This is a genomic window from Cellvibrio sp., from assembly GCF_039207905.1.
Lineage (GTDB): Bacteria > Pseudomonadota > Gammaproteobacteria > Pseudomonadales > Cellvibrionaceae > Cellvibrio.
The window spans coordinates 94,697-119,542 of record NZ_JBCECX010000017.1 but is presented as its reverse complement, the minus strand read 5'-3'; the positions used below and the strand labels follow the sequence as shown (position 1 = coordinate 119,542).

Below are 24,846 nucleotides of genomic sequence, written 5' to 3'. Positions count from 1 at the left end.
GCCGCTTGGCCGACCAAGGGTTGTTAACCAGTGAATGGCAGCAAGGGGAAGGGCGTGAGCGCCGCTACTACCAGTTATCCCCGGAGGGCGCAGGTTTGTTGGAAAGCCTGAGTACCGAGTGGCTGCAGTTGAATAACCATGTAAGCAAAATATTGGAGGCCGGAAATGGAACTGATTGATCGTTACATCTATGCGGTTGGACAGGGGTTGCCAGAGAGCCGTCGCGATGAAATTACCCGCGAGTTGCGCGCAAATATCCTCGATAAGCTGGAAGCAATTTCAGAAGAGCAAGGGCGAGCACCAAATGACGCGGAAGTAGCTGAGGTGCTAAAAGCGCTCGGTCATCCACAAAAAGTGGCTGGCAGTTTTTCCACAGCGCAACAGCTGGTGAGTGCGGAATTGTTTCCCGTTTATAAGCGGTCGCTGCACTACGGATTAATTCTGGTGTTTATTCTCGCGCTGATTCAATTGGGCGTTCATTTGCTGAATAGCGGCAATTTGGCAATAAGCAACTTCCTGTACGAGATAGTACAAAAGGGGTTGATTATGTTTGCCTCAGTGACAGGCGTGTTTTACCTGCTGAGCAATCCAGTCGGCGGCAAACCCTATTTCGATCCCTACAAATGTTGGGCGCCGGAAAAATTGCCGCCAGTTACGCGCGGTTGGCAGCGTATCAGTGCGTGTGAGCAGAGCGTTGATTTCACTGCTGATTTATTTTTCCTGCTGCTGCTGAATTACACCTTGTGGATTCCGTCTGGTCAGCTGGCGAATTTGACCATCGCGTTTTCCGAACCGGTACAACAATGGACCCTGCTGCTGTCGGCGATAGTGATCGTGTCCTTGTTATTCGGAGTGTGGAAACTGATTTATCGCTACTGGACTCCTGCAACCTTAGTTCTTGAAGCGGTGATTAATGTTGCTATCGCGATACCGCTGTTATTGATCAGCCGTATCAAACCGCTGGTAGTTGATACTTCTTCCACGCAAGAGCATTTGGAAGCGCTAAAAATCGGCAATGACGTGATTGGGATGGGATTATTCTGGGTTGGGATCTGGCTGATTTTTATGGCCGGCTGGAGCATATATCGCGCCTGGCAGATCTCCAGATAATGACCATCGTCCTGTAGTACACGTGATCAACATAACAAAAATATAAAGTGGGACGATTCCTGAGGTAAACGGAAGTCCGCATAGATAGCTGGTTTGCAGCGTTCGGATGCTGCAAACCAGGCAAACCAAAATATTTTTCTCCCTCGTTACCAACCGAACGCTCGTTGAGTTATTTGTGTGGACACTGTACCTGTCTTAATCGGCCACCGCGCTAGCGGGAATAAGACAGAGAGCGACTACAGCAACTAATAACAATAGTTAGTGAAAAGTCAGTAGCAATAGTCTCCAAAAACTACAGACAGTAAACCAATAACCATAACGATGCAGGTAACACCATGAAAACTCCCTTGCGGTACATTACCCAAGGCGCTTTAGCGCTGGGTGTTGGTCTCACCATGACTGCCCCCGCTTTTGCGCAAACTACACCTATCTGGTCGGACGAATTCAACGGGACGCGAATCGACAATACCATTTGGTCCTATAAAGTCGGCGGCGACGGTAACGGCAATGGCGAATTGCAGCATTACACCGCCCGCAGTCAAAACTCTTATATAGAAGATGGAAAGCTGGTTATCGAAGCCAGACGCGAAGCCTACGAAGGCAATCAATTTACCTCCGCGCGTCTACACACCAATGGCCGTATGTCATTTAAATACGGCACCCTCGAAGCGCGCATCAAATTGCCGCGTATGGATAACGGTCTCTGGCCTGCATTCTGGATGTTGGGTACCAACTTCGGTTTGGATGGCTGGCCAAAATCCGGTGAGTGGGACATTTTAGAAGCAGGCTACAAATCGGCTATTGATAACGGGACGGTAAATAAATCCGTATCGGCCGCGTTGCACTGGTGGCATGAAACCGGAACCTGGAGTGATTGGCTGCAAGCTGACCATGCTGAGTCCACCACGCTGCCGGTAAATCTGTACGAGGATTACCACACCTATAAACTGGATTGGACTCCAACCAATGTAACCATCAGTGTGGATGGAAATCCTTACTTCAACATGGATATCACCGACCCGAACATGTCGGAGTTCCGCGACAACCCGGCGTCCATTATTTTGAACCTCGCAGTCGGTGGTTGGAATTTTGTTGAGATCACCGATCCTGCGCAAATTACTGCACCTCTCCCCGGAAAAATGTACGTGGATTACGTGCGTCTTTACGCCAATGAAAATACTGAATTGCACATTGCCAACGATAATTTGCCGAGCGGCAATTTTGGTATCAGCACCGAAACGACTCCAGTATTAAACGAGTTGAATTGGGGCGACCGCACCAGTTTATATGTGTGGAATAACATGACCACCATTGCGACCACTCCGTCCGAAGGTAGTGGCGCATTGGCTTATTCGATTGCACCAAACAACTGGTGGGGCATGGGGTTAGTCCACAAAGATTACAACATGCGCAATTACAAACACGGTTATTTGCACCTCGATATTAAAACCAGCTCCACCAGCAGTTTCAGTATCGGTATGGCAAGTACATCCGGTGGTGATGGCAAAGTGGATTTCAATGATGGTGGCGACCAATACGGTTTAACCCGCGATGGCGAATGGCATCACGTGGCAATTCCGCTGAGTAAATTCGGCAACCTGGATTTTGAAACCATCAAAACATTTTTCAGTGTGTTTGGCCCAGGCCCAGCTGCGCAGATGGATATTGCTTTCGATAATATTTACTTAACCGAAAGCATCGCATTGCAAGCGCCGGAATTTGGTAACTTCGGTATTTATACCGAAACGCCAGCGCACAAAAATGCCGGTGAATTTGCTTTTGGTGTAAGTGGTGATTTGTTCCTGTGGGATAACACACTCACACTGGAAACTGGCACTAATAAAGAAGGCAATTCTGCATTGCATTTAAAATCAACCGGCAAAGGTTGGTACGGTATGGGTTTAACTGCGCGTGATGGTTTTAACCTCACCGCGTTTGATAATGCCGATGCAAAATTACATTTCTCTTTGAAAACATCTCACACTGGTGATTTCCAAATCGGTTTCAAAAGTGGCCCACTTAACGGCGTAGGCCAGAAGTGGATTAACTTCAAGGCGGGCAGTGATCCTTACGGTTTGGTGCGCGATGGCCAATGGCATGACATCGTTATTCCAATGAGCGAGCTGGCAAAAGATCTGGATTTGTTTGATGTGCGTCAGTTGCTGCAAGTGCTTGGCACTGGCGAAACTGCAGGCATCAGCATTGATGATGTTTATCTCTCCGGTGGTCAAGCAGCAAAAGATCCTGGCACCGATGGCACCGTAGTAAATCGTGCGCCGTCTGCTGCAATCAAAACCTCAATCCTCGGTGGTATAGCGCCGGCGATTATTACCTTTGATGGCACCAAGTCTGTTGATGTGAATGGCGATGCGTTGACTTACAGCTGGGATTTTGGTGATGGCACTACCGGCACTGGCGCAACTGTAAATCACACTTATGTTAACGAAGGTTCTTATCACGTAACACTAACGGTAAGTGACGGTGAACTGAATTCTGTAGCGAGAACATTTATTTTTGTTGATCGCGATTTCAGCAATGCAAAAAGCCAGAAGCGTGGCCTTGGTTACGGCACTCATTCAGTTGAAGATATGACCGTTATGTCGAAAGGCATTAGCTGGTGGTATAACTGGAGTATCAAACCGGATCTGTCGATTCAAAATGTGTACCAGCAATACGGCGTTGAATTTGTGCCTATGGCATGGAACGGTAATTTCAACGATGCAGAATTGCGTGCGTACATTGCATCGCATCCGGATGTGAAATATATCCTCGCGTTTAACGAACCTAACTTTATTGATCAAGCGAACATGACACCGTCGCAAGCGGTTGCACAGTGGCCACGTCTTGAAGCGATTGCCAATGAATTTGGTTTGAAAATTGTCAGCGTAGCGATGAACTACTGTGGTAACTGCGTAACCGAAAACGGCACAACTTATTACAGCCCATTCGATTACTTTGATGATTTCTTTGAACTCTGCCCAACCTGTAAAGTAGATGCGCTTTCTATTCACGCGTACATGCCGGATGTAAATGGTATTGAGTGGTACGTGAATGAATTCAAAAAATATGGCAAGCCAGTTTGGATGACAGAATTCTCCGCGTGGGAAACTGTTAAGACACTGGAAGACCAAAAGCGCATGCTGATTCAAGTGGTCGATTCATTTGAAAATAATCCGGATATGCAACGTTACGCCTGGTTTACCGGTCGTCGTAACGGTCATCCATTCAACGGTTTGTTTGATTATCGTCAATCCGGTGTGTTGACCGAACTCGGCAGCATTTATGTAAATATGCCGTTGCATGGTGATGCCAGCAAACACACTTTGCCTAAATTGGTACAAGCAGAAAATTATGCAGCGCGTAATGGCTTGCGTGTTGAAGAAACCAAAGACGTTTCCGGTTTCCTTAACTTGAGTGATGTAGGTGCAAGCGCGTGGGCGGAATACAATGTTACCGGTGCAGCAAATACTTACGATATTAATTTGCGCGTAGCGAGTGCTGCGGCAGGTACTATCAATGTATTAGTTGACGGTGTGCAACGCGCCACCATCAATGTACCTTCAACCGGTGGCTTGCAAACCTGGGGCAATGCAACTGCACAACTTGCATTGACTGCTGGTGCACACAAAGTGCGTCTGGTATTTAATCAGGCAATCAACCTGAATTGGATGAAATTCTCTGTCGCTGGTACTACTAGTTCGAGTGTGGGCAGCTCATCGTCCAGAAGTTCAAGTAGCATCGCACCGTCTTCATCGTCAGTGAGGAGCTCAAGCAGTGTTGCACCTACGTCGTCTAGCGTCGCGACAACCTCATCAGTTGCTTCTTCTTCAAGATCATCTGTGTCAGTTTCAAGTTCCAGCAGTGTGGTAGTAACTCCGGTCGGCAACCTTGCGTTGAATCGTCCAGCGGTTGCATCAACCACTGAAGGGGCTGCTTGGGCTGCAAGCAATGCATTCGATGCTAGTGCAACAACCCGTTGGGCAAGTAACGCTGTTGATCCAACCTGGATTATGGTGGACTTGGGAGCTGTCTACAGTTTCAATCAGGTTGTTCTGCAATGGGAAGCTGCTTACGGTAAGAACTATGCAATCCAAACGTCTACCAATGGCACCAGCTGGAGCACCATTTATGAAACGACTACTGGTGTTGGCGGTAAAGAAACTCTCGCGGTAAATGGCAACGGTCGTTATGTACGTTTGTACGGCACTGCGCGCGCTACCGGCTACGGTTATTCATTGTTTGATTTCCAAGTGAATAATGTTGCGGTTGCATCCAGCTCAAGTGTTGCAGTTGTCTCATCGTCAAAAAGCTCCGTGAGCAGTGCTGCACCAAGCTCGGTTGCGAGTTCAGTTGCACTCTCATCGAAGAGTTCAGTTGCAAGTTCGAGTTCGGTGGCAAGTGCATCGGCAAATCTTGCATTGAATCGCCCAGCAGTAGCATCGACAACACAAGATGGTTTACCTATCGTCAATGCATTTGATGGCAACGCCAACACTCGTTGGGGCAGTGCGTGGAATAATGCCGAGTGGATTTATGTTGATCTGGGTGCGAACTACGCGATCAATAAAGTGGTGCTGAGTTGGGAAGGTGCATACGGTAGAGGTTACGAAATCCAAACCTCTAGCGATGCAGTTACCTGGACCAAAATTTACGGGACCACTAACGGCAACGGCGGTGTTGAAACATTGAATGTTGTGGGCACTGGTCGTTACGTGCGCATGTTCGGTGTAGAGCGCGGCACCGGTTACGGCTATTCACTGTATGAATTTGCGGTTTACGGCACTCCGGCAATCGCAGGTAACAAAGCATTGAATAAGCCTGCAACCGCATCGACTAGCGAAGGCGCAGGTACAGCGGCAAGCTTTGCAGTTGATGGCAACACCAATACCCGTTGGAGCAGCCAGTTCAGCGATGGCCAGTGGATCTACGTTGATTTGGGCAGTGCAACGAGCATTAATGGCGTCACTCTGAAATGGGAAGGTGCTTATGCAAAAGCCTACAACGTTCAAGTCTCTAACGATGCCAATACCTGGACTACCGTAAAAGCAGAAACCAATAGCGACGGTGGGTTTGATGATCACCTGCTGTCAGCAACTGGCCGCTACGTACGTATTCTCAGCGTGACTCGCGCTACAGGTTACGGTATTTCCCTATGGGACTTTGAAGTTTACTAATACAAAAACAGCTCTGGATAACTTCAACCGTGCGCAAGCAATTGCGCGCGGTTTTTTTATTAATGTTGACCAGGCTTTGATATTTTTGTATTTTTTAATTTCGGGTTAAACATATCGTTACTTTGGCAATTAAAAATAAACTAACACCGTTAAGGGAATTAAGATGAAACCAGCAATTAAGCTCTTGTCTATCCTCTCTGCATTTATCCTATTGCAATCAAGTCATTTGCAGGCTGCAGAACCAATACAGTTGAAAAGCCAATTTAATGCAGCCGATGTTGAATGGATTAAGGGAAGTGGTGATTCCAGTATCAGTGGGACTGCATTTCTTCAGCTCAACGATAATGAACAAAAAGGCTGTGCTGGTTTTAATGTGGAGCTGCTGCCGGTGGCTCAATATTCCAACGAGCGGATCTTTAACATCTATGGCAATAATTCGTTAGGTCAAATTTTGCTAACAGATGGTGTTCCTAAATTCACACCGGATCATCCTGGCTATCATGAGTTTGTGAGAAAGTCCCAGTGTGATGATAAAAACCATTTTTCATTTAAAGATTTGCCGGTGGGTGATTATTACGTAATCGTTTTCGTCATCTGGAAAGATGGAAAAGGGCAGGATGTTGGTGGCGCTTTGATGAAGAAGGTTTCTTTAAAAGCGGGCGATAATCAAGTTGTAGAAATCAAGAAAGGTTAGTGAGCCAGATCGGGGGAGCAATCCTTGCTCCCATCCACTGAACGTTAGTGTGGTAAATGCTCCTGCCGATATTCCGAAGGCGTCTGCCCTACGTGTTTCTTGAAGAAGGTGTTAAATACTGACTTGCTGTTAAAACCCACATCCAGATAAATATGGGTGATAGTTTTGGATTTTTGTTTAGGGTCAGAGAGCATCTTCTTCGCTTCTTCAATGCGATAGCGGTTAATAAATTCATAAAAGTTGCTATCGAAATGACGGTTGAACACCAGCGATAAATCTCTTGATGGAATCTCCAAAATTTCCGCTAGCATATCCAAAGTAATATCCGCTTGCAGGTAAGGCTTATGCTCGCGCATGGCTATGTCTATTTTTTCAGCAAAACCGGCATTGAGTAATTTCTCTTCTGCCGGTTTTTTATGGTGGTCTTTTTGCTTGACGGCGACAAAGCCTGAGAAGTAGCGGATGCTGGTAAATACCAACGCAAGTACCAAAACAAATACCACGTAGTAACCCGTTAATCCAATTACTTCAAACCAATGTGGATGGAAGCCGATAAACAGGTGCAGTAGTTTTGCACAGGCGAGGGCGGCCTCAGTCATGGTGATAATCAGGAAGCCGATAACCAGTGAAATCAACCAGCGAATATCTATTCGTTCAATATTCGAGTGCGTGGTTTTTAATTGGTTGCGGTATTTTGCGATTAACAATAAAGAGGCAACGCAATAACCGATACGAGTTGCTTTGCATAAAAAATCCACAATTAAATACATGGGGCTGTAGACGTAAATATCATCGTCAATCAGCAGCACTCGCTCTTCCAATGTGTGGCTATAAAATGTCAGGCCTAAAAATAATGCAAACAAGCCGAGTGGAATCAGGTGTAAACCATCGCGTTTATGCAGGTTAAAGTCATGGTAGACCAATGACTTGATATAGAAGTAGAGCAGTGCGGCATCAAGATAATAACCAAAGCCTATCCATAAAAATAAACGCGGGTAATTATCCAGCGCGATCATTTTGAAATCCGCACCCCAGAGTATTAATTCATGCAGTGGGATAAAGGCATGTGCGAGCAAAAACGCGGCAAGGAAGTAATTACTTTTGTTGTCTGGCGGATTGGTGACGAGGAGTAGAACAGCAAAGCAGGCACATTGCAGTGCCGTCATCATCAATACCAAATCATGGATATTAAATACGGTTTCATTCATGGTTTTAATTATTAATCTTGTATGAGTTATTGTTGTATTTTTTGGTCTGCGCCAAAAAGTTCGTTGCACAAGTGGTCGATTATGGTGAACTCAGTGGGGCAATTATATTCCAAGCCAAGTGACCCGCCTAATACAAAAATGACGAATTTCTCCTATCTGTCAGTTATTTCCATAGTAGTACGCATATCCTGTTTGTGACAGAAAATGATGTAACTACAAAGATAAATCAGACTAATTAAATTTGGGCAACATAACTTTACATCGACTAACACTTTGGTTAAAAAATTCTAAGTTGTTGAGTTGCTTAATAAATCTTTCTTGTCGGCTGTGTTTCCCACTTATCCCCTGGTGAATATGGGAAGCTCTCGAACGACTCCACTCTTTACTCGAACGCTCTTTCGCTATGCCTCTACTAGTATTTCGGCGAATCAGGATAAAGTCAGGGGTTGGCTTTATCGCTGTTTAATCAGAAGACTAATAAGAGGTATCTATTCTGTGACAACAAAAAAGTCTGTAAAGATAAAAAAACTCGCTGCATCTCTCTGTCTGGGGTTGTCCAGCATCCTGCTGATGAATTCCGCATTGGCGAATTCCCTGGGATATTTACGTGCGGATGGCCAATACATAGTGAACGAGCAAGGTGAAAAAGTCCTGCTGCGTGGTATGGGGCTAGGCGGCTGGATGTTGCAGGAAGGCTACATGCTCAAGCTTGGCAATCTCGGTCAGCAGCATGTGATGCGCGCAAAAATTCAAGAGTTGATCGGCGCTGAAGCGACACAAGAGTTTTACAACGCCTGGCTCGCTAATCACACGACTAAAGCCGATATAGATGCGATGGCGAAGTGGGGCTTTAATTCTGTACGCCTGCCAATGCACTACAACCTTTATACCTTGCCGATTGAGCAAGAGCCGGTAAAAGGTCAGAACACTTGGCTGGAACAAGGTTTTGCCATGACTGACCAGCTGGTTGCCTGGGCCAAAGCCAATAACATGTATGTGATTCTGGACTTGCATGCGGCACCGGGTGGGCAGGGCAATGACTTTGCTATTTCTGACCGCGATCCAAATACACCTTCGCTTTGGCAGAGCGAAGCCAATCAGCAAAAGATGATTGAGCTGTGGCGCAAACTTGCGCAACGCTATGCGAATGAACCTGCTGTCGGTGCCTACGACATTATCAACGAACCCAACTGGGGGTTTGAAAATGTCGCAGACAAAAATGGTTGTAAAGAAACCAAAAATGAACCGCTTAAAAAATTGATGGTGGATGTAACCAAGGCGATTCGTTCAGTAGACACCAAGCACTTGATTATCATCGAAGGCAATTGCTGGGGGAATAATTACGCCGGTGTGTTGCCCCAGTGGGACAGCAACATGGCGCTGAGTTTCCACAAGTATTGGAACAACAATACCCTTGGCGATATCAAGACTCATCTTGAGCTGCGCCAAAAATACAATATCCCCATTTGGTTAGGTGAGTCGGGCGAGAATTCAAACGTCTGGTTTGCCGATGCAATTGGGTTAGTGGAATCGCAGGGTATAGGTTGGGCATGGTGGCCGCTCAAAAAACTTGGTTTCAATAATCCGTTGGAAGTAAAACCCAATGCGGGTTATCTCGCGTTAGTGGATTACTGGAATGGCAAAGGTGAAAAGCCATCTGCAATAGAAGCAAAGAAAGCGCTAATGCAATTGGCCAATCACGATATTAATTTTGCCAACAATATCCAACACCCGGAAGTTATCGATGCAATGTTCCGCCAGCCACACTCCACCTTAAATCTTCCGTTTAAGGAGCATCGCATTAGTAAATCGGGTGGCACTGTTGCAGCAGTTGATTACGATATGGGCCGCAGCGGCTACGCCTATTTCGATAAAGACTACGCCAACTATCATGTCTCTACTGGCGGTCAGCGTACTCCGTGGAATCGCGGTACAACCTATCGTAACGAAGGCGTTGATATCGCATTCGATGCAGCGAAAAAATCCCATTTTATCGATAGCATCGAAACTGGCGAGTGGACTGAATACACCGTCGAGGTAGATAAAGCAGGCGTGTACAAGTTATCTGCTGAAGCCAACTCGGCAGTAGCGACTGGTCGCATAGGCGTGAGTGTTAATAATGAAACCCTCGCAGTTGATGCGCCCGTTGCCCAGTCCGATAAATGGCTGTCAACACCGCTTGCCAATGTGAAATTGCAACAAGGCACCAATAAAATCCGTATCCATGCTAAAGCTGGTGGTTATAACTTGCTGTCATTGCAGCTGAAGAATTAAGCAAAACTTCTCTAGCTAAATCGTTCATCGATTAACGCTATCTTCGGGAGCCAATTGGCTCCCTTTTTTTGCTTTGCCATCAAGGTTTCCTTGTTTAATCCGGTAGCGGTTGCTTTTGTCTCTTTGATCTGTAAAGGTGGTCGATGAAATATAGGGATGATAAATTACAGCCTATGCTCAATGATGCATTGATATAGGACGGCGTTGTAAAACTAACTGGCAGAAATACTATTGGAGTTTTTTATATGGGCGCGAAAACTTGGATGATTGTTTATTCAAATGGTAATGTGCCGTTAGTTTGGAGCAGAGAACCAAAATTAAACTCGGAGAGAAACTCGAAAATACTAAGTGTTTTATTTCCTGGTGAAAAGTACGACGAAATTGAAAATGGAAACTTGGCTTCTACATGTCCAGACAATAGCTATGTGCAGATTGCTGATCTTGGCGAGGTATTAATTGTGGCAACTTATGATGTCGCAATTGACAACCCCTCTAAAATTCCGCGCAATTTTGTAAATTTTGAAAGTTATAAATACACCTATGTTTTTGCAATGCACAGTGGGGTGGACTGGTTTGCTTTTGCGGTGTGGGAAAGTGGAAGTTTAATCCGATCTCTTAGCCTCTCGCCTGACTCAGGTATAATCGAAGACATAGGTGCCCATCTGTCTTTCGAAGAGGATTATTGGAACAATAAGCACCCTGCAGTTGATCCTGATGATGAAGAAGATTCTTATCCTCTTGCTTTTCATCCATTAGATTTTGGAGAAAGTGTCCTATTGCATTTAATGGGTTACCAATACGAAGGTTTAACCTCACTTAATAAGGTCGATCCTGAGAGCATAGCAATGCATAGCTTTCATAAAAGAAGTTGGTGGAAAATTTGGTAATAGCTGTAGCTCGTTGCAGCACTATCCGGTATCGCCTGCTTTAAATTGTTCCAAGGGTGGCTTTTGCCGCCCTTTTTTATTGTGTTGCGCGGATTGGTTGGATTTAATGTTTGATATTGATGGTCAATAAGGAGATTGCCCTGACGAACAAGAAGGAGAAACTGATGAATTTATTAATTAATATAGACGTTCCTGATTTAGAACCTGCTATAGGTTTTTACTCAAACGCATTCGGCCTGAAACTGAACCGTATGCTGGATGACGATGTGGCAGAACTAACAGGTGCCTCATCAACTATCTATCTTCTCAAAAAAGACGAAGGTTCAACCTGCTCAAAATATTCCACTGCAACCCGCCACTATGAAAGACATTGGACTCCGATTCATTTTGACGTGGTCGTCGATGATATCTGGCAAGCCACCGAACGTGCCGTTAGTGCTGGTGCAACGATTGAAGCAGAATGCAGCGAATGGCGCGAATCGAAATGCATAACATTTTCTGATCCGTTTGGGCATGGGTTTTGTTTGATTGAGTTTGGACGGGATTCTTATAGTTAAGCGTCTGTAAGCTCGATCCAGTCATTCGCCAAGGGTTAATCAAACCGCGTTAAAATTTATACACAAAAGATATGCGCCTTTCATGATCTAGCTCCTATGATTTTGACTGAGAGGGTAGTTAACTGCCCATCTCTGTAGATCGCTGATCCTGAAGGTGGATAATCAGTTATTCGTTAATAATCAATGCTCTATTGAGGAGCCTAAAAATGAATCTGAAACTTCAACGTATATTTTTTGTAATTATAGGTTTGTTATTAAGCGCTGGTTCAACAGCTGAAAAATTTCCAGATTTTCCATTTTTAATGGTAGATGGGAGAGCAGAAATAAAAGTAAAGCCAGATGTGGCTAAAGTTTCCTTTAGTATTTTTGAGTTCAGCAAAGATCCAATAGAAGCATCATCGACAGTGGTTAAGCGTGGGCAAGCTATTGTTGCATTGGCTAATAAATTGGGCATCGAAAACAATCACATTACATCGATGGAATACAATAAGAATGCCAAGCGTGAGCGTGATGATAATTATAATGATCTTAAAATTATCGGTTATGAGGTTTCGCAGCATTTTACTATTGAGATAAACAATATTGCGCTTTATTCCCCGTTAGTAGATCAATTGCTTAGTACGCAAAACATTCAAGGTGTACGCTCCGAATTCAGTGTATCAAACGAAGTTGAGCTTGGTCGAAGTCTTGTTCAGCAGGCGACAGCAAACGCTAAAAGCAAAGCCCATGATTTGGCTGATGGTATGGGAGTAAAACTGGGGTCAGTGTATGCAGTAACTCAAGGGCGCTACTTTGCTTCTTTGAATGCAGTTTTTGGAGTTTATCCCGGTAGTGTAAATGCTTCGCCAGATTTTGTGCCTCCACCAGCAATTGATTTTATAGCTGATTCAGGAAGCGCAAATATGTTTGTACCAAAATCGATTGATTTGTCTACGTCGGTAAGTGTTATCTTTAAAATTAAATAATTTGAGTCCAGTGTCGAAATGTAGATTGGTCACTCGACTATAAATTGCCGCGATACGGTTGTTCAGCGACTTTTACACTTATAGGAGATTTAATATGACTACCAATAGCGTCCATTTTCACCGCGTCCTCCGCACTACACCAGAAAAACTGTACCGCGCTTTCACTGATGCTGACGCTTATGCGCGCTGGCTTCCACCTTGCGGATTTACTGCCAAAGTACATCATATGGATGTGAAGGTTGGTGGTTCTTACAAGATGTCATTTACCAATTTCACTACTGGAAATAGCTTTTCATTTGGAGGTACGTATATCGAGTTGATCCCAAATGAGCGGGTATCTTATGCCACTAAATTTGATGATCCTAATTTGTCGGGTGAAATGCGCACGACAGTGGAGATAACGCCTGTCTCCTGTGGCGTAGACGTTAAGATTAAAGAGGAGGGTATACCAGCTGTAATTCCTGTTGAGGCTTGTTATCTTGGTTGGCAAGAATCGCTGGAGTATTTGGCGAAGTTGGTGGAACCGGAGATTCCTGATTAACGTTTGCTATCCCTTTAACCTTAGACAAGGAAAATACATGTCCCTAACATGGATAATCGTTGGTTCTGTTGCCCAGTTATTTTTGGCTGGGTTTTTGTTTATGCTGGTGGCGTTTTCGGCTGCCGGGATTATGAATAATGGCTCCGTTGGGCCACTTCACTCGCTCGTTCTGAATGTCTCCATATATGCGTTACCACTGTTGTGCTTCATCAGCGCCGGTGTAGTGATTAATCATTACTACCGTGGTGGAAGTAATTTGCAGGTCTATTGGTGGTATCTGCTTCCGGTCGTGGCGGCAGTGATTTACCTCGTTTATGCGATAAAGCTGAATAAGTAGTTCTTTTTCGCTGTGCCAATTTAAGGAAGTTGCAACATGGTACAAGGACTGTTTCACATTTTTCGTCAATTGACGTATCGCTCTACCTCCCTCCATTTGCAGCGTAAAACTGTTACCCAAATCCTCAAGCAATGTGGCTCGGTTAACAGTTTTTGTAACGCTAATTAGCGAGATCATCAAAAAGCTGTTTCAGATTAACGAAAATAAAGTGGGAACCTGTGGTGGATAGGTTCGACTTTCCCCCGCTTATAGTCGCAGCGGCTATTCGCTGATTTATAACGGCTTTTTTGCTTCGTTTGATTATTTGAGTTTTATTCGCATTTTTTTATACTCGTTCCGGTGCAACAGCGGAATTCACAACAATAACAAAGGCACTCTCAATTAACTTGCTATAGCGCTGGCACTTTTTCGTTTTAATCATCTGATCCAATCCCCCGGTGTGAGTAATTTACCCATGCCATGGCGAGTCATTATCTGGAGAAAATTATGTTAAGAAAAATTCCGACGCTTAACTCCAGGATGCTGATGTGGTGGTGTTTATTAGTATCCCTTTTTTCTGTGCAATCGGCTTTGGCTGCTTCCGGCCATACGGTGTTATCAGCGACCAGCGTCAAGTTTTATGTGACAGCTGCTCCCTGGGCTGATGTGCATTACACAATCAATGGTGCGAACCAGCAGAATATTCGCATGACGGCTAGCGGTACTAATCATGAGTACACCATCACCGCAGCAACTAATTCGGTGATTCGTTATTTCTACACGATTGGCAACAACACCGGCGGTGCAAACGATACAGCTTGGGTGCAATTCACCCTGACCGGCACCACCAATCCGCAACCCGGCGGTGTAGCGCGGGTTTACCAGCACTGTAGTTATGGCGGTACTGCCGTTGGTTTGGGTGTGGGAACTTATACGCTGTCGCAACTGCAAGCACTGGGTGTGCGTAACGATGATGTTTCGTCGGTGCAGGTGAATAGCGGTTACGAAATTCTGCTTTACCAGCACGATAATTTTGGTGGGACTGTGATCACCAAAAATGCCAATGATGATTGCCTCGTTAACGATAATTTTAATGATGCGGCCAGTTCGATTGTTGTGCGTGCAACCAGCACCACTAATCCCGGTACACCGGGCACTGCGAACGGTACACACAAGCGCCTGAAAATTATCAATGGTTGCGGCGACCCTATGTGGGTGCAATGGTTAACGGCGCCTGGTATTAGTTTCAACGGGCCAAATCGTCATCGTCTCGCTGGCCTCGGTAGTTCTATCGAATACGACATTCCCGACAAAGGTTTGCCGAGTATGCGTTTCTGGCCTGGTTTTGGTTGCGATGCAAACGGCCATAACTGCCGTGTAGGTGCGAGCGGTGGGCCTGCAAACTTGGGCTTCACTTGCCCAGCAGGTGGATGTGCACCGCCAATCGATTCCAAATTTGAAGCGTCTTTCGGTTGTATCCCCGGCGTGAACGATGCGCAGTGCGTACAAAATCCTTCGGCACCTGGTACGCCATTAGGCCGCGGCGATTGGTGGAACAATAGTTTTGTGGATGGTTACACCGCACCGATGAAAGTGATCGTGAAAGGTAATTGTCCGGTTGGTCCACAACCTGCGCCAGTATTTGGTCCCGGTGGTCCACCAGGCGGCGTGATTGATTGTTCAACTATTCGTATTTCGGATTGCCCGACCAACGAAAACCTGAGCACCGACGGTCGCTTCCCTGCGCTCGCCAATGTGAATTTAATTGCGACTAATCCTGTGACCGGTGCGCAAGCAGGTTGCTATTCGCCTGCTGCAAAACTTACTTACAGAAATTGGCCATCAAGCACACCGATCTACAATCCGGCTGATGCGCAAGCGCAAATGTACACCTGCCCAACACCGCCAATTTCTCCCGAGCAGTGTATGGCTGGTCCGGCTGACCGCACCAAATATCGCAACATGGTTCACTCTCATTGCGATACCTACGCTTATGCGTATGACGATGGGGTAGGGCTATCCAGTTGTCCGGCAGCGACCAATTTAAGTTACGAGGTCACTTTCTATTGCCCGCGTTAATCAATTATCAAAGGAGCGATTTTTAAAGGAATTAATTTAAGGGAAGAAACTTAAAGGAAAGTTTTCTTTAAAGGAAACATAAAAACAGCCTGTGCGATTGTTGTCGCACAGGTTTTTTACTGAGAGGGAAATACTAACTGGATCAATAATTAAAAAAATGGAATTTGCTAAATAATTCGAGAGAACAAAATTAAAAAAACGTATGAGCTTCTCATACACATTCTGAATCCTTCACATATCTATAAGGAATCGATTATGAATAATAAAACGTCCCTGGCTCGCCAGCTATTAACGGCGACGCTATTTGCCTGCGCAGGTATGGCATCCTTAGCTAATGCTGTGGTTTATCAAGCAGAAAATTACAATGCATTTTACGATACAACACCGGGCAATAGTGGCGGTGTTTTTCGTGGCGATGCAGTGGATATTGAAGCAACTACCGATACCGGAGGTGGCTACAACGTCGGCTGGATTGCGCAGGGCGAGTGGCTTACCTACAACGGATTAAATATTCCAACAACCGGTAGCTACACCATTCGCATGCGTGTCGCAGCGCCAAATGGTGCAACCGCTTCTGTCGATTTAAATGGTGGCGCAATTCCTCTGGGCAATTTTGTTATTCCCGCAACCGGCGGCTGGCAAACCTGGACAACAGTGTCGCGCACTGTGAATTTAAATGCGGGCACTTACGCCCTTGGTGTATTTGCACAAACAGCAGATTGGAATTTCAACTGGATTGAAGTAGTTGCCAATGGTTCAAGCAACGCAAAAGTCACTGTGTTCCAACATTGCCCTTACACTGGTTGGTCAGTTGGTTTGGATGTGGGCTCGTATAATTTAGCTGCGTTGCAAGCGCGTGGTTTTGTTGATAACGATATGTCATCGCTGCGCGTCGCTGCAGGATACGAAGCGGTACTCTACCAAAACGACAACTTCACTGGTGCTTCACGCGTGGTAACTGGCGATGATGATTGCCTGAACAACGAAGGTTTTAACGATAACGTTACTTCGGTGATTGTGCGTGCAGCATCAACTACTCGCCCATTGGTATTCGCAGATGAGTTCAACAGCATCAACACCGCTAACTGGACTTTTGAAACCGGCGGCGGTGGATGGGGTAATAACGAGCGGCAGTATTACACTGGCGGTCAAAATGCATTTATCCAATACGATAATCAAGTTGGCAGTAATGTGTTGGTACTTGAAGCGCGCCGCGATAATCCTGCCAATTACAATTGTTGGTACGGTCGCTGCGAATACACTTCAACTCGTATGATCTCGCAGAATAAGAAAACCTTTACCCATGGCCGTGTTGAAGCGCGTTTGAAATTGCCACAAACACAAGGTATTTGGCCTGCATTCTGGATGCTGGGTAACAACATTAACTCCATAGGTTGGCCGCAATCTGGCGAGATCGACATTATGGAGCACGTCGGTTATGAACCCACTACCACGCACGGCGCATTGCACGGCCCAGGCTACTCAGGCAACACACCATTTATGGGCACTCACAACTTGGGTGAATATGTGGATGTGAATTATCACGTGTATGCAGTGGAGTGGGATGCAAACGGCATTCGCTGGTTCCGCGATAATGTTCAGTTCTATTCTGTTACTCGCGCGCAAGTACAAGGTTATGGCGCTTGGGTATTTGATAGCCCATTCTTCTTGCTGCTGAACGTTGCTGTAGGCGGAAACTGGCCAGGCAGCCCGGATGCAGGCAGCGTATTCCCACAGCGTATGTATGTGGATTACGTGCGCGTTTACCAATAACAAAAACACTCAGTAATTCAACTATTTCCAGCGGGCGAAGTGTAATTGCATTTCGCTCGCGCGGAAATTTCCCCTGATAATTTTTTATCTGCTCGAATGAATAACATCAATCGAGCGGATTTTCTCTGCACAAAAATCAGTATTTCATAACAATAATCAATAAAAATCACAGTTATACAAATAAATCGCCATGTATGGCTGATGAAAAAACACGAGTGAAATCAATGGCGGTTATCTATTTTGAAATTCACAACTATTAAAACCCAAGAGGCTCAATTGAGATGATTAAACAAAGGATTTTTAAAATCGCGGCACTGGTGACAGCATTGGCAAGCCCCATCGCTCACGCACAGGAAGCTCCTCCACTGATGTGGCAGGAGCATTGGTTTGAACATAACCAAGTAGTAAACCGCGTATTTCTCGATGCAGACATTGCCGTGTATTACGATAATGATGTGGATCGTAATATCACCTGGATGAATAAATTCGCTGGCGATGTCTGGCGCTACACCAAAAGAACCTATGGCGATTTTGGTGGCAAGCCGCATCTCTATGCCATATTTCATGCGTACAAATACGGTGGCGGCCACCCATCAACTTGGTGGGATGCGCACCACGATTATCGCAATGTAATTGATATCGGCCAAGCGGGTGATTGGCACAGCCAAGCCGGTTGGAATATCGATGTCATCGCGCACGAAATTTCCCACATCGTTGAGCTGGGTTCAAAAGGTGTTCATGGATCGCCTGCGTTTGGTTTGTGGGGCGATAGTAAATGGGCGGAAATTTTTAATTACGATGTGTATGTCAATCTGGGCATGACCAGCGTAGCGCAAAGCACCTACAACGATTTAATCACCAAGCAAGACAGTTTTCCGCGCGCGGGCACTTATTGGTTCCGCGATTGGTTCTATCCCATTTATTCGCAATACGGTGGCAATAAAGTATTAAATCGTTACTTTGAGTTGCTGGCACAACACTTTCCAAAAAATGGCAATAGCTATTCACGTTCTATGAATTGGGGCGAGTTCGTGCATTTTTGGAGCGGTGCAGCGGGCGTGGATTTAAAACCACTCGCTACTAACGCATTTGGTTGGCCAGCGGAGTGGGAAGCACAATACAATAAAGCGAAAACGGATTTTGTTTTTGCATCTGCGCCCACTGCTACTGCACCACTGACATCTTATAAAGATTGCGACTACAAAGGTGCTTCAGCCAACATTCCCACTGGTAATCATGCTTTGGCGCAATTGCAAAGTTTTGGTGTCGTTAACGACGATATGTCATCGTTAAAATTATTACCTGGCTATAAAGCAATTTTATTTAAAGATAATAATTTCACCGGCGCTCAGATTACTGTGACTGCAAATGATAGCTGTCTGGTAAGCAAAGGTTTTAACGATTCTGTAACTTCGTTACAAGTTCGCCCCAACGGTGATACCAGTTTGACCGGTCGTTATATGTTGCGTAATCGCAATAGCGGCTTGTATCTGGACGTCATGAATGGCGATACCAATAACGGTGCTCGCATTCGTCAATGGACTTATAACGGCAGTGCCGCGCAGCAATTTGAATTTTCTCATCAAGGCGAAGGTGTTTATATTATTCGCGGTGTTGTCAGTGGCAAGGCGCTGGATATAGATGCTATCTCAACCGCAAATGGAGCCACGGTGCATTTGTGGGAGTATCTTGGTTCGGCTAACCAAAGTTTTATCGCAGCTAAAGCTGGTTCTTACTATCAGCTGATTGCAACGCACAGTAGCAAAGCAATTAAGGTAGCAGGCAATAGCGCAAACTCCGGTGCTTATGTAGAGCAGTGGCAAAATGAAGTGCAGGCGTCATCCGAGTGGGAATTGGTACCTGTCACTACCAGCAATCCCACATTGAATGTGCAGAAGCAGGCTGAAGCTTATTCATCTATGTCCGGTGTTGGTGTTGAAGCTACCTCTGATACTGGTGGTGGCCAAAACGTTGGTTGGATTGAAACTGGTGATTGGATGGCTTACAACTCCATCACCATTCCAGCATCCGGCAATTACACTATCGAATACCGTGTCGCTAGTCCAAATAGTGGTGGCCGTTTGTCGGTGGATTTAAATGGTGGTGCAACAGTATTGGGAGAGCGTGAGATTCCCAATACCGGCGGCTGGCAAAACTGGACTACCGTTTCCCATACAGTGTTTATCAACGCAGGTACTTATAATCTGGGTGTATTTGCAAAAACAGGTGGCTGGAATATCAATTGGTTCCGCATCGTGTCCCAGTAATCAATAGTATTTAAGTAATCAATCGTATCTCAGTAATGATTCAGCTTAACGGCAAGATAGAAGTTGTTGGATCATTAGCAAGGCGCCAGCAATAACATCTTGGTTTTGTTATCGAAGACCATCATTCCTTGGCGGGAATGATGGTTTTTTTTACCCTCAACGTTTTTTCTTTTCGTGTATTTCGATGAAAACCACAATCCATAGTGCACAAAACTCCCTTCATGTTACTGTCGTTTAAATTATTTTCCAATTTGAACGGTGAATTAGTGATGTTCGACTTTCTTGCCTTTAGGTTTGACTTTAGGTTGTGCAATTGTAAAAAAAATGACCCGATGATTTATTCCACTCCGCAACCTTGACTGGAAATAATCGTTCTCAAAAAACCTTTTCCAGGCTCGGTTGACATAAATGTGCGAGCTGTAAGCTTTTGGTCAAGCTGAAAGCGGGGCAGTTAGCTGGCGCCTTTCAATCACCTAACCTATCCGTTTTGTGTGTTGGAACGAGGGTTAAAAATTTTGGCCTAGGAGGCTTACATGAAAATGTTTAAAAAGGCATTGCTTGTGTTGTCTGTGTTGATTTCTTGCAACGCGCTCGCATTAATCCAATACGATAAAAAAATTGTCGCCGGGTTTTATCCCTACGAGAAGGATTACGTACTCAAACAGGAGGCAATACAGTTCGATAAGCTCACGCATTTGATTTACGGTTTTGCTTTTCCGGGTGAGGGCGGTTCGATTGGTACTTCGAACGGTTCCTTCCACAACCCTGCGCTGGTGGCACGTGCGCATGCAAATGGAGTGAGATTTATTGTCATGATGGGCGGTGGCAGCCAGTCTGGTGGTTTCAGTGCTATGGCGGCGAATCCGGCTTATCGTGCCAATTTTGTGAATAATCTGGTCACGTGGATGCGCACCTACAATTATGACGGCGTAAATTTTGACTGGGAGTATCCAGGTGCAGATGGCAAGAATTACGATAAAGAAAACTTTGCAGCCCTGTTGCTTGAGGTGCGCGCTGCATTCGATGGATTGGAAGCTGAGCTTGGCAAAAAACTGGAAATGTCGATCGATCTTCATTCAAGTTTGTGGTACGCCAATTGGTTAGATTTTACCGTGTTAAATCAAACCATGGATTGGATGGGCGTAATGACTTACGACTATTCAGGTGAGTGGTCTTACTCACAACATGCTTCACACAATGCACCACTATTTTGTGGCGATTTTGATGCTAACCAGGCGATTTGCAATCGCTATCTCACTGTTGATAAGGGCATTATCAATATTCGCGATGGACGCCCGCAATCCGTTGATCCTGTGACCGGAGAAATTTATCCAGCTGTTGTTACCAATGTTCCGGCTAACAGAATTGTAATGGGCTTGGCATTTTATGGGCGTGAATTTTTTAATTGCCAATTAAATGCAACGCCAAAAGAGGGTGGTAGCCCGCTTACTTACACGGCAATTAATGAATACATCAACAGCGGAGCCTGGGATAGAGTTTGGGATGCGAGTGCACGTGTACCTTATCTTAAAAAGAAATCTGGTTGCGGTATTGTTAGTTATGATGATGATCAAGCACTGACGGCAAAAGCAGATTACATCAAGGCCAATGGTTTAGCCGGTGCAATGATTTGGGAAATTACTCAGGACAACACCAACATTGGTTACAACAAACCGCCAGTACAACCATTGCTCACCGCTGTTGCCAGAGAATTAATCGGTACCACTAACACGTCCAGTGCAAGCAGCAATCCATCAAGTACAAGCAGTAAGCCCTCAAGTGCAAGCAGTTCCATTCGCTCGAGCAGCAGTGTGATTAGTTCCAGCAGCTCTATTGGATCGAGCAAATCAAGTAGTTCAATTGGTTCTAGCCGTTCCAGTAGCTCGGTTGCAGGAACTGGCTCATGCGCTGGTTTACCGACTTGGGTTCGTGAGACTGTTTATGCAACACCCACTGAAGTGCAATACAAAGGCGTTAAGTATGTGAATAAATGGTGGACCCAAGGTTCTGATCCTGATTACCACAATGGCCCATCAACCGCGTGGACTGTTTTGGGAAATTGTAATTAAGAAAAATAGATTTTAGTTTTTAATAAGATTGTTGTAATGATGATGTACTCATGAGTGTGTCTCACCCTAAAAATTTATTTAGGGCGAGACACATTGGATACTTTTTTTACCGCGATGTAACCTGAAATACACCTGCTAATTGGTGAAGCTTCGTCGCGGTATTTTTTAATCTATCTGAGCTGGTGTGTAGTGCGCGCACGACTTTATTCATCGTGTGACTTGCACTGGCAACTTCGCGCACGTGATGGCCGTGTTGTTGGCTGTTACTGTCGATGTGATGAATGATGTCGAACATGCGCTCTACGATTTGATGCAACTGCGAATTATCGGTCGAGGCTTCTTCCGCTAATCGCAAACCGCGATCTACATCGGCCACACTGGTTTCCATATAGTTAGCCGCTGTTTGCGATTCCTCGCGAATCGCTTCAATTTTTTGCCCAATCTCTTGTGCAACAACAGCAGTTCTGCTTGCGAGATTACGCACTTCTTCGGCGACTACCGAGAAGCCTCTACCATGTTCACCCGCGCGGGCGGCTTCAATTGCTGCGTTAAGTGCAAGCAAATTGGTTTGGCTGGTGATATCGCTGATCAAGGAAACCATGTTACCAATTTCAGCTGTGCGATTATTCAAGGTATGGATAGTGCGTGCCGAGGTTTCTACTACATCGCGAATACTTTGCGTACCGGTGCGCACCGATTCAAATTGGCTGCGCGCTTGCTCGACTACATTTTCCATTACTTTCTTCATATCGCTAGCGGTGCCGGATGCATTGCTAATCTCTTGCAATTGGTTGTGCATCAGCTCCAACATTTTTTCCATGGAATTGGAAACATGAGTAGATGATTGGTTTGCTTCAGTATTGCGCTTGAGTAACGTATCGCTGTTTTTCATTACTTCATCGGCGGCGCGAATAACTTCACCTACGATATGATCAAGATTATCGATGAAGCTGTTAGTCCATTTTCCGAGATCACCGGTTTCATCATTAGCGAGTTTGCGAGTATCCAAACGCTGTTGCAAATTGCCGCCGCCTTCGGCAATCGCATGGATAACTTCGGTCATTTTCCCCAAGCGTCGTTCCAAACGGCGTGGCGCGCGTTGCTGGAATATACGCGCACCAATAATCAGTGTGAGTAGCGTAAATGAATTAATCAGTGCATGCGACCAATCGGTAAACTCGTGCAAGCCGGCATTTAATAAAAATGCGCTGCCAACACAGGCAGTATAAATATTCATAAATTTAAAACTGATAGAGCGGTGGCGATACACTTCTTCCAAATCCGCTTCACACATCATGCCCCAAGTGTCGGGTGAACCTTGCAAATTAAAAGTGATACCTTTTCCCACTACGGGGATATGGCGGTAATCCGAGTAGCCCGGATAGGTGACAAATAAATTGCTACCTTTGCGAATGGTTTCGCGCACACCGGGGTGCAACTCGTTTGTTGCAGGATCAGTAAAACGAATTTCAAATTCAGTGTGCTGTTGGATTTTGACTACCCCCCAATCCGTGTGCACACCGGATTTTAAATTTTCGCCGTGGGTAAATGCATCATCCTCAAAACGTGAACGCGATAAAGCGGTTCCGCTTTTAATGGCAGGATCAAAAATAGATTTCACCATAAAGAGATAGTTATCACCGGACTCGCTAAAAATATGCCCGGCTTCACGTTGGATTAAATCACCCAGTACATCATTCGGGATGCGTGCGCACAAACAACCTTTGTCATTTGCATTACCGCTATTTGAACTAAAGTCGAGCGGTAAATAAAACATCAGTGTCACTTGGTCGTGAAAGGCCGAGCTGCGTTTACCTATGGCGAGTGTTTGTGGGTCTTTATAGGGGCCATGTAGAAAAGGTTTGGATAAACCCTGGTTAACCGCGCGACTATCCAAATCCTGTTTGCCGATACGTTGATTGTAAGTAGATGAAATCACTACTCCATGTTCATCAACCAAGAATAATTCGGTGCAATCCGCCATGGCTTGCCAGGATTTGCGCAAAATATTTTCGGCAGAATCATCGAGTAATTGCAGTTGGCTTTTGCAGGACTCCAATTGTGTCCATTGCCGTTTTACCCATTGCTGTAAGAGTTTGATGCGGGTATTAGCGATACTTTCGAAGGTTTGTTCCATCGCCGGGTAGCGGTTGCGATTTAACCAGCAGGCCCAGCTCATTGAGATTTTTCCTGTTTTTCCTGACCAATTTAACCAGCCTCGCTCCGCGGGCGACAATTGCATTGAGTCACTGTGTAAGTGCATAGGTCTTCTTCACCTGTTTCTAGAGTTGTAGTAGTTGTAGTGGGGTAAAACTTTTATTTGTTGTAACTTTTATTTGTTGTAATAGGGGTGAGGCAGAATGTGTGCCAGTTCGCATTTGCGCGCCAAGAGCGGAGGTACAGCAGAGGTCAACGAACAGCCTGATTTTGCGTGCTCGCTATTGGTGCAATGTAGAATTTATTTTGGTGCGCATGCGCTATGGTGGTGCTTGATTTTTCTGGAGTGATATTGAGGTAACTGTAGTGATGTTGTTGTAGGGATTATTGGGAGAATTAGTGTGAAGAAGGAGAATATTTTTCGGTTGTGTTGATTTTGCTCAATTCGATTTTTTATTAAGCGGTGTGTGGCAGCATTGATGATCAATGCTGCAATTCATACAAGTAACTCCAAGGATAAATACCGCGATCATGGCCATCGCTGAACACCATTTGCAATCCGTACCCCATTGGATTCATCGCGATTAATTTCACATCGGCATCGATCAATGCGATTCGTCCTTGAATACGCGCTGCACGGCACTTGGCACAGGGGCAGGCGCCGCGAAGGTGTTGGTGGCTAATAATCTGCACATCGTTATTGGGCCAGGTCACTACCACCTGTTGTAGTGATTGCGAATTGCTCAGCGATAGCGGCGCAGTGTTATGCATGCGA

The 24,846-nt window shown here is 45.4% G+C and carries 16 protein-coding genes; 13 read left to right on the top strand and 3 right to left on the bottom strand.

Annotated features, from left to right (window positions below; genetic code table 11):
- Window positions 1-165: 165 nt before the first annotated feature.
- From AAGC78_RS12285 to AAGC78_RS12275, 3 genes are all read left to right on the top strand, one after another.
- Complete coding sequence (locus AAGC78_RS12285; protein WP_435784375.1) at window positions 166-1,110, top strand: hypothetical protein; 945 nt, start codon at window positions 166-168, stop codon at window positions 1,108-1,110.
- Window positions 1,111-1,445: 335 nt separating this feature from the next.
- Window positions 1,446-6,284 carry a galactose-binding domain-containing protein gene (locus AAGC78_RS12280; protein WP_435784374.1) on the top strand — a complete coding sequence of 1,613 codons (4,839 nt, stop codon included), beginning with the start codon at window positions 1,446-1,448 and terminating at the stop codon, window positions 6,282-6,284.
- A 163-nt stretch (window positions 6,285-6,447) separates the two neighbouring features.
- The gene (locus AAGC78_RS12275) at window positions 6,448-6,978 is read left to right on the top strand and encodes a hypothetical protein (RefSeq protein ID WP_435784373.1); all 531 of its coding nucleotides are present in this window, start codon (window positions 6,448-6,450) and stop codon (window positions 6,976-6,978) included.
- Between the two features lie 44 nt (window positions 6,979-7,022).
- On the opposite strand, the gene AAGC78_RS12270 is transcribed toward AAGC78_RS12275, so the two are convergent.
- Window positions 7,023-8,186 carry a helix-turn-helix domain-containing protein gene (locus AAGC78_RS12270; protein ID WP_435784372.1) on the bottom strand — a complete coding sequence of 388 codons (1,164 nt, stop codon included), beginning with the start codon at window positions 8,184-8,186 and terminating at the stop codon, window positions 7,023-7,025.
- Window positions 8,187-8,681: 495 nt separating this feature from the next.
- On the opposite strand from AAGC78_RS12270, the gene AAGC78_RS12265 reads away from it, so the two are divergent.
- The 10 genes from AAGC78_RS12265 (at window position 8,682) to AAGC78_RS12220 (ending at window position 21,914) form a co-directional block, all read left to right on the top strand.
- Window positions 8,682-10,460: a cellulase family glycosylhydrolase gene (locus AAGC78_RS12265; RefSeq protein ID WP_435784371.1), complete on the top strand. Its 1,779-nt coding sequence runs from the start codon at window positions 8,682-8,684 to the stop codon at window positions 10,458-10,460.
- A gap of 245 nt (window positions 10,461-10,705) precedes the next feature.
- Window positions 10,706-11,347: a DUF6928 family protein gene (locus tag AAGC78_RS12260; protein WP_435784370.1), complete on the top strand. Its 642-nt coding sequence runs from the start codon at window positions 10,706-10,708 to the stop codon at window positions 11,345-11,347.
- A gap of 164 nt (window positions 11,348-11,511) precedes the next feature.
- Window positions 11,512-11,904 carry a VOC family protein gene (locus AAGC78_RS12255; RefSeq protein ID WP_435784369.1) on the top strand — a complete coding sequence of 131 codons (393 nt, stop codon included), beginning with the start codon at window positions 11,512-11,514 and terminating at the stop codon, window positions 11,902-11,904.
- Window positions 11,905-12,110: 206 nt separating this feature from the next.
- On the top strand, window positions 12,111-12,869 hold the full coding sequence (locus AAGC78_RS12250) for an SIMPL domain-containing protein (RefSeq protein WP_435784368.1): 759 nt from the start codon (window positions 12,111-12,113) through the stop codon (window positions 12,867-12,869).
- Between the two features lie 94 nt (window positions 12,870-12,963).
- Complete coding sequence (locus AAGC78_RS12245; RefSeq protein ID WP_435784367.1) at window positions 12,964-13,410, top strand: SRPBCC family protein; 447 nt, start codon at window positions 12,964-12,966, stop codon at window positions 13,408-13,410.
- A gap of 37 nt (window positions 13,411-13,447) precedes the next feature.
- On the top strand, window positions 13,448-13,747 hold the full coding sequence (locus AAGC78_RS12240) for a hypothetical protein (protein ID WP_435784366.1): 300 nt from the start codon (window positions 13,448-13,450) through the stop codon (window positions 13,745-13,747).
- Between the two features lie 486 nt (window positions 13,748-14,233).
- Entirely contained in the window at window positions 14,234-15,805 is a 1,572-nt protein-coding gene (locus AAGC78_RS12235; RefSeq protein ID WP_435784365.1) for a hypothetical protein, read from the top strand.
- 255 nt (window positions 15,806-16,060) lie between these two features.
- The gene (locus AAGC78_RS12230) at window positions 16,061-17,578 is read left to right on the top strand and encodes a carbohydrate-binding protein (RefSeq protein ID WP_435784364.1); all 1,518 of its coding nucleotides are present in this window, start codon (window positions 16,061-16,063) and stop codon (window positions 17,576-17,578) included.
- 281 nt (window positions 17,579-17,859) lie between these two features.
- Window positions 17,860-19,845 carry a carbohydrate-binding protein gene (locus AAGC78_RS12225; RefSeq protein WP_435784363.1) on the top strand — a complete coding sequence of 662 codons (1,986 nt, stop codon included), beginning with the start codon at window positions 17,860-17,862 and terminating at the stop codon, window positions 19,843-19,845.
- A 533-nt stretch (window positions 19,846-20,378) separates the two neighbouring features.
- On the top strand, window positions 20,379-21,914 hold the full coding sequence (locus AAGC78_RS12220) for a glycosyl hydrolase family 18 protein (RefSeq protein ID WP_435784362.1): 1,536 nt from the start codon (window positions 20,379-20,381) through the stop codon (window positions 21,912-21,914).
- A gap of 106 nt (window positions 21,915-22,020) precedes the next feature.
- Here AAGC78_RS12220 and AAGC78_RS12215 read toward each other — a convergent pair whose 3' ends face one another.
- Together AAGC78_RS12215 and AAGC78_RS12210 are read right to left on the bottom strand one after the other, a co-directional pair.
- Complete coding sequence (locus tag AAGC78_RS12215) at window positions 22,021-24,093, bottom strand: methyl-accepting chemotaxis protein (protein ID WP_435784361.1); 2,073 nt, start codon at window positions 24,091-24,093, stop codon at window positions 22,021-22,023.
- Between the two features lie 461 nt (window positions 24,094-24,554).
- Window positions 24,555-24,842 carry a DUF971 domain-containing protein gene (locus tag AAGC78_RS12210; RefSeq protein WP_435784360.1) on the bottom strand — a complete coding sequence of 96 codons (288 nt, stop codon included), beginning with the start codon at window positions 24,840-24,842 and terminating at the stop codon, window positions 24,555-24,557.
- Window positions 24,843-24,846 lie beyond the last annotated feature (4 nt).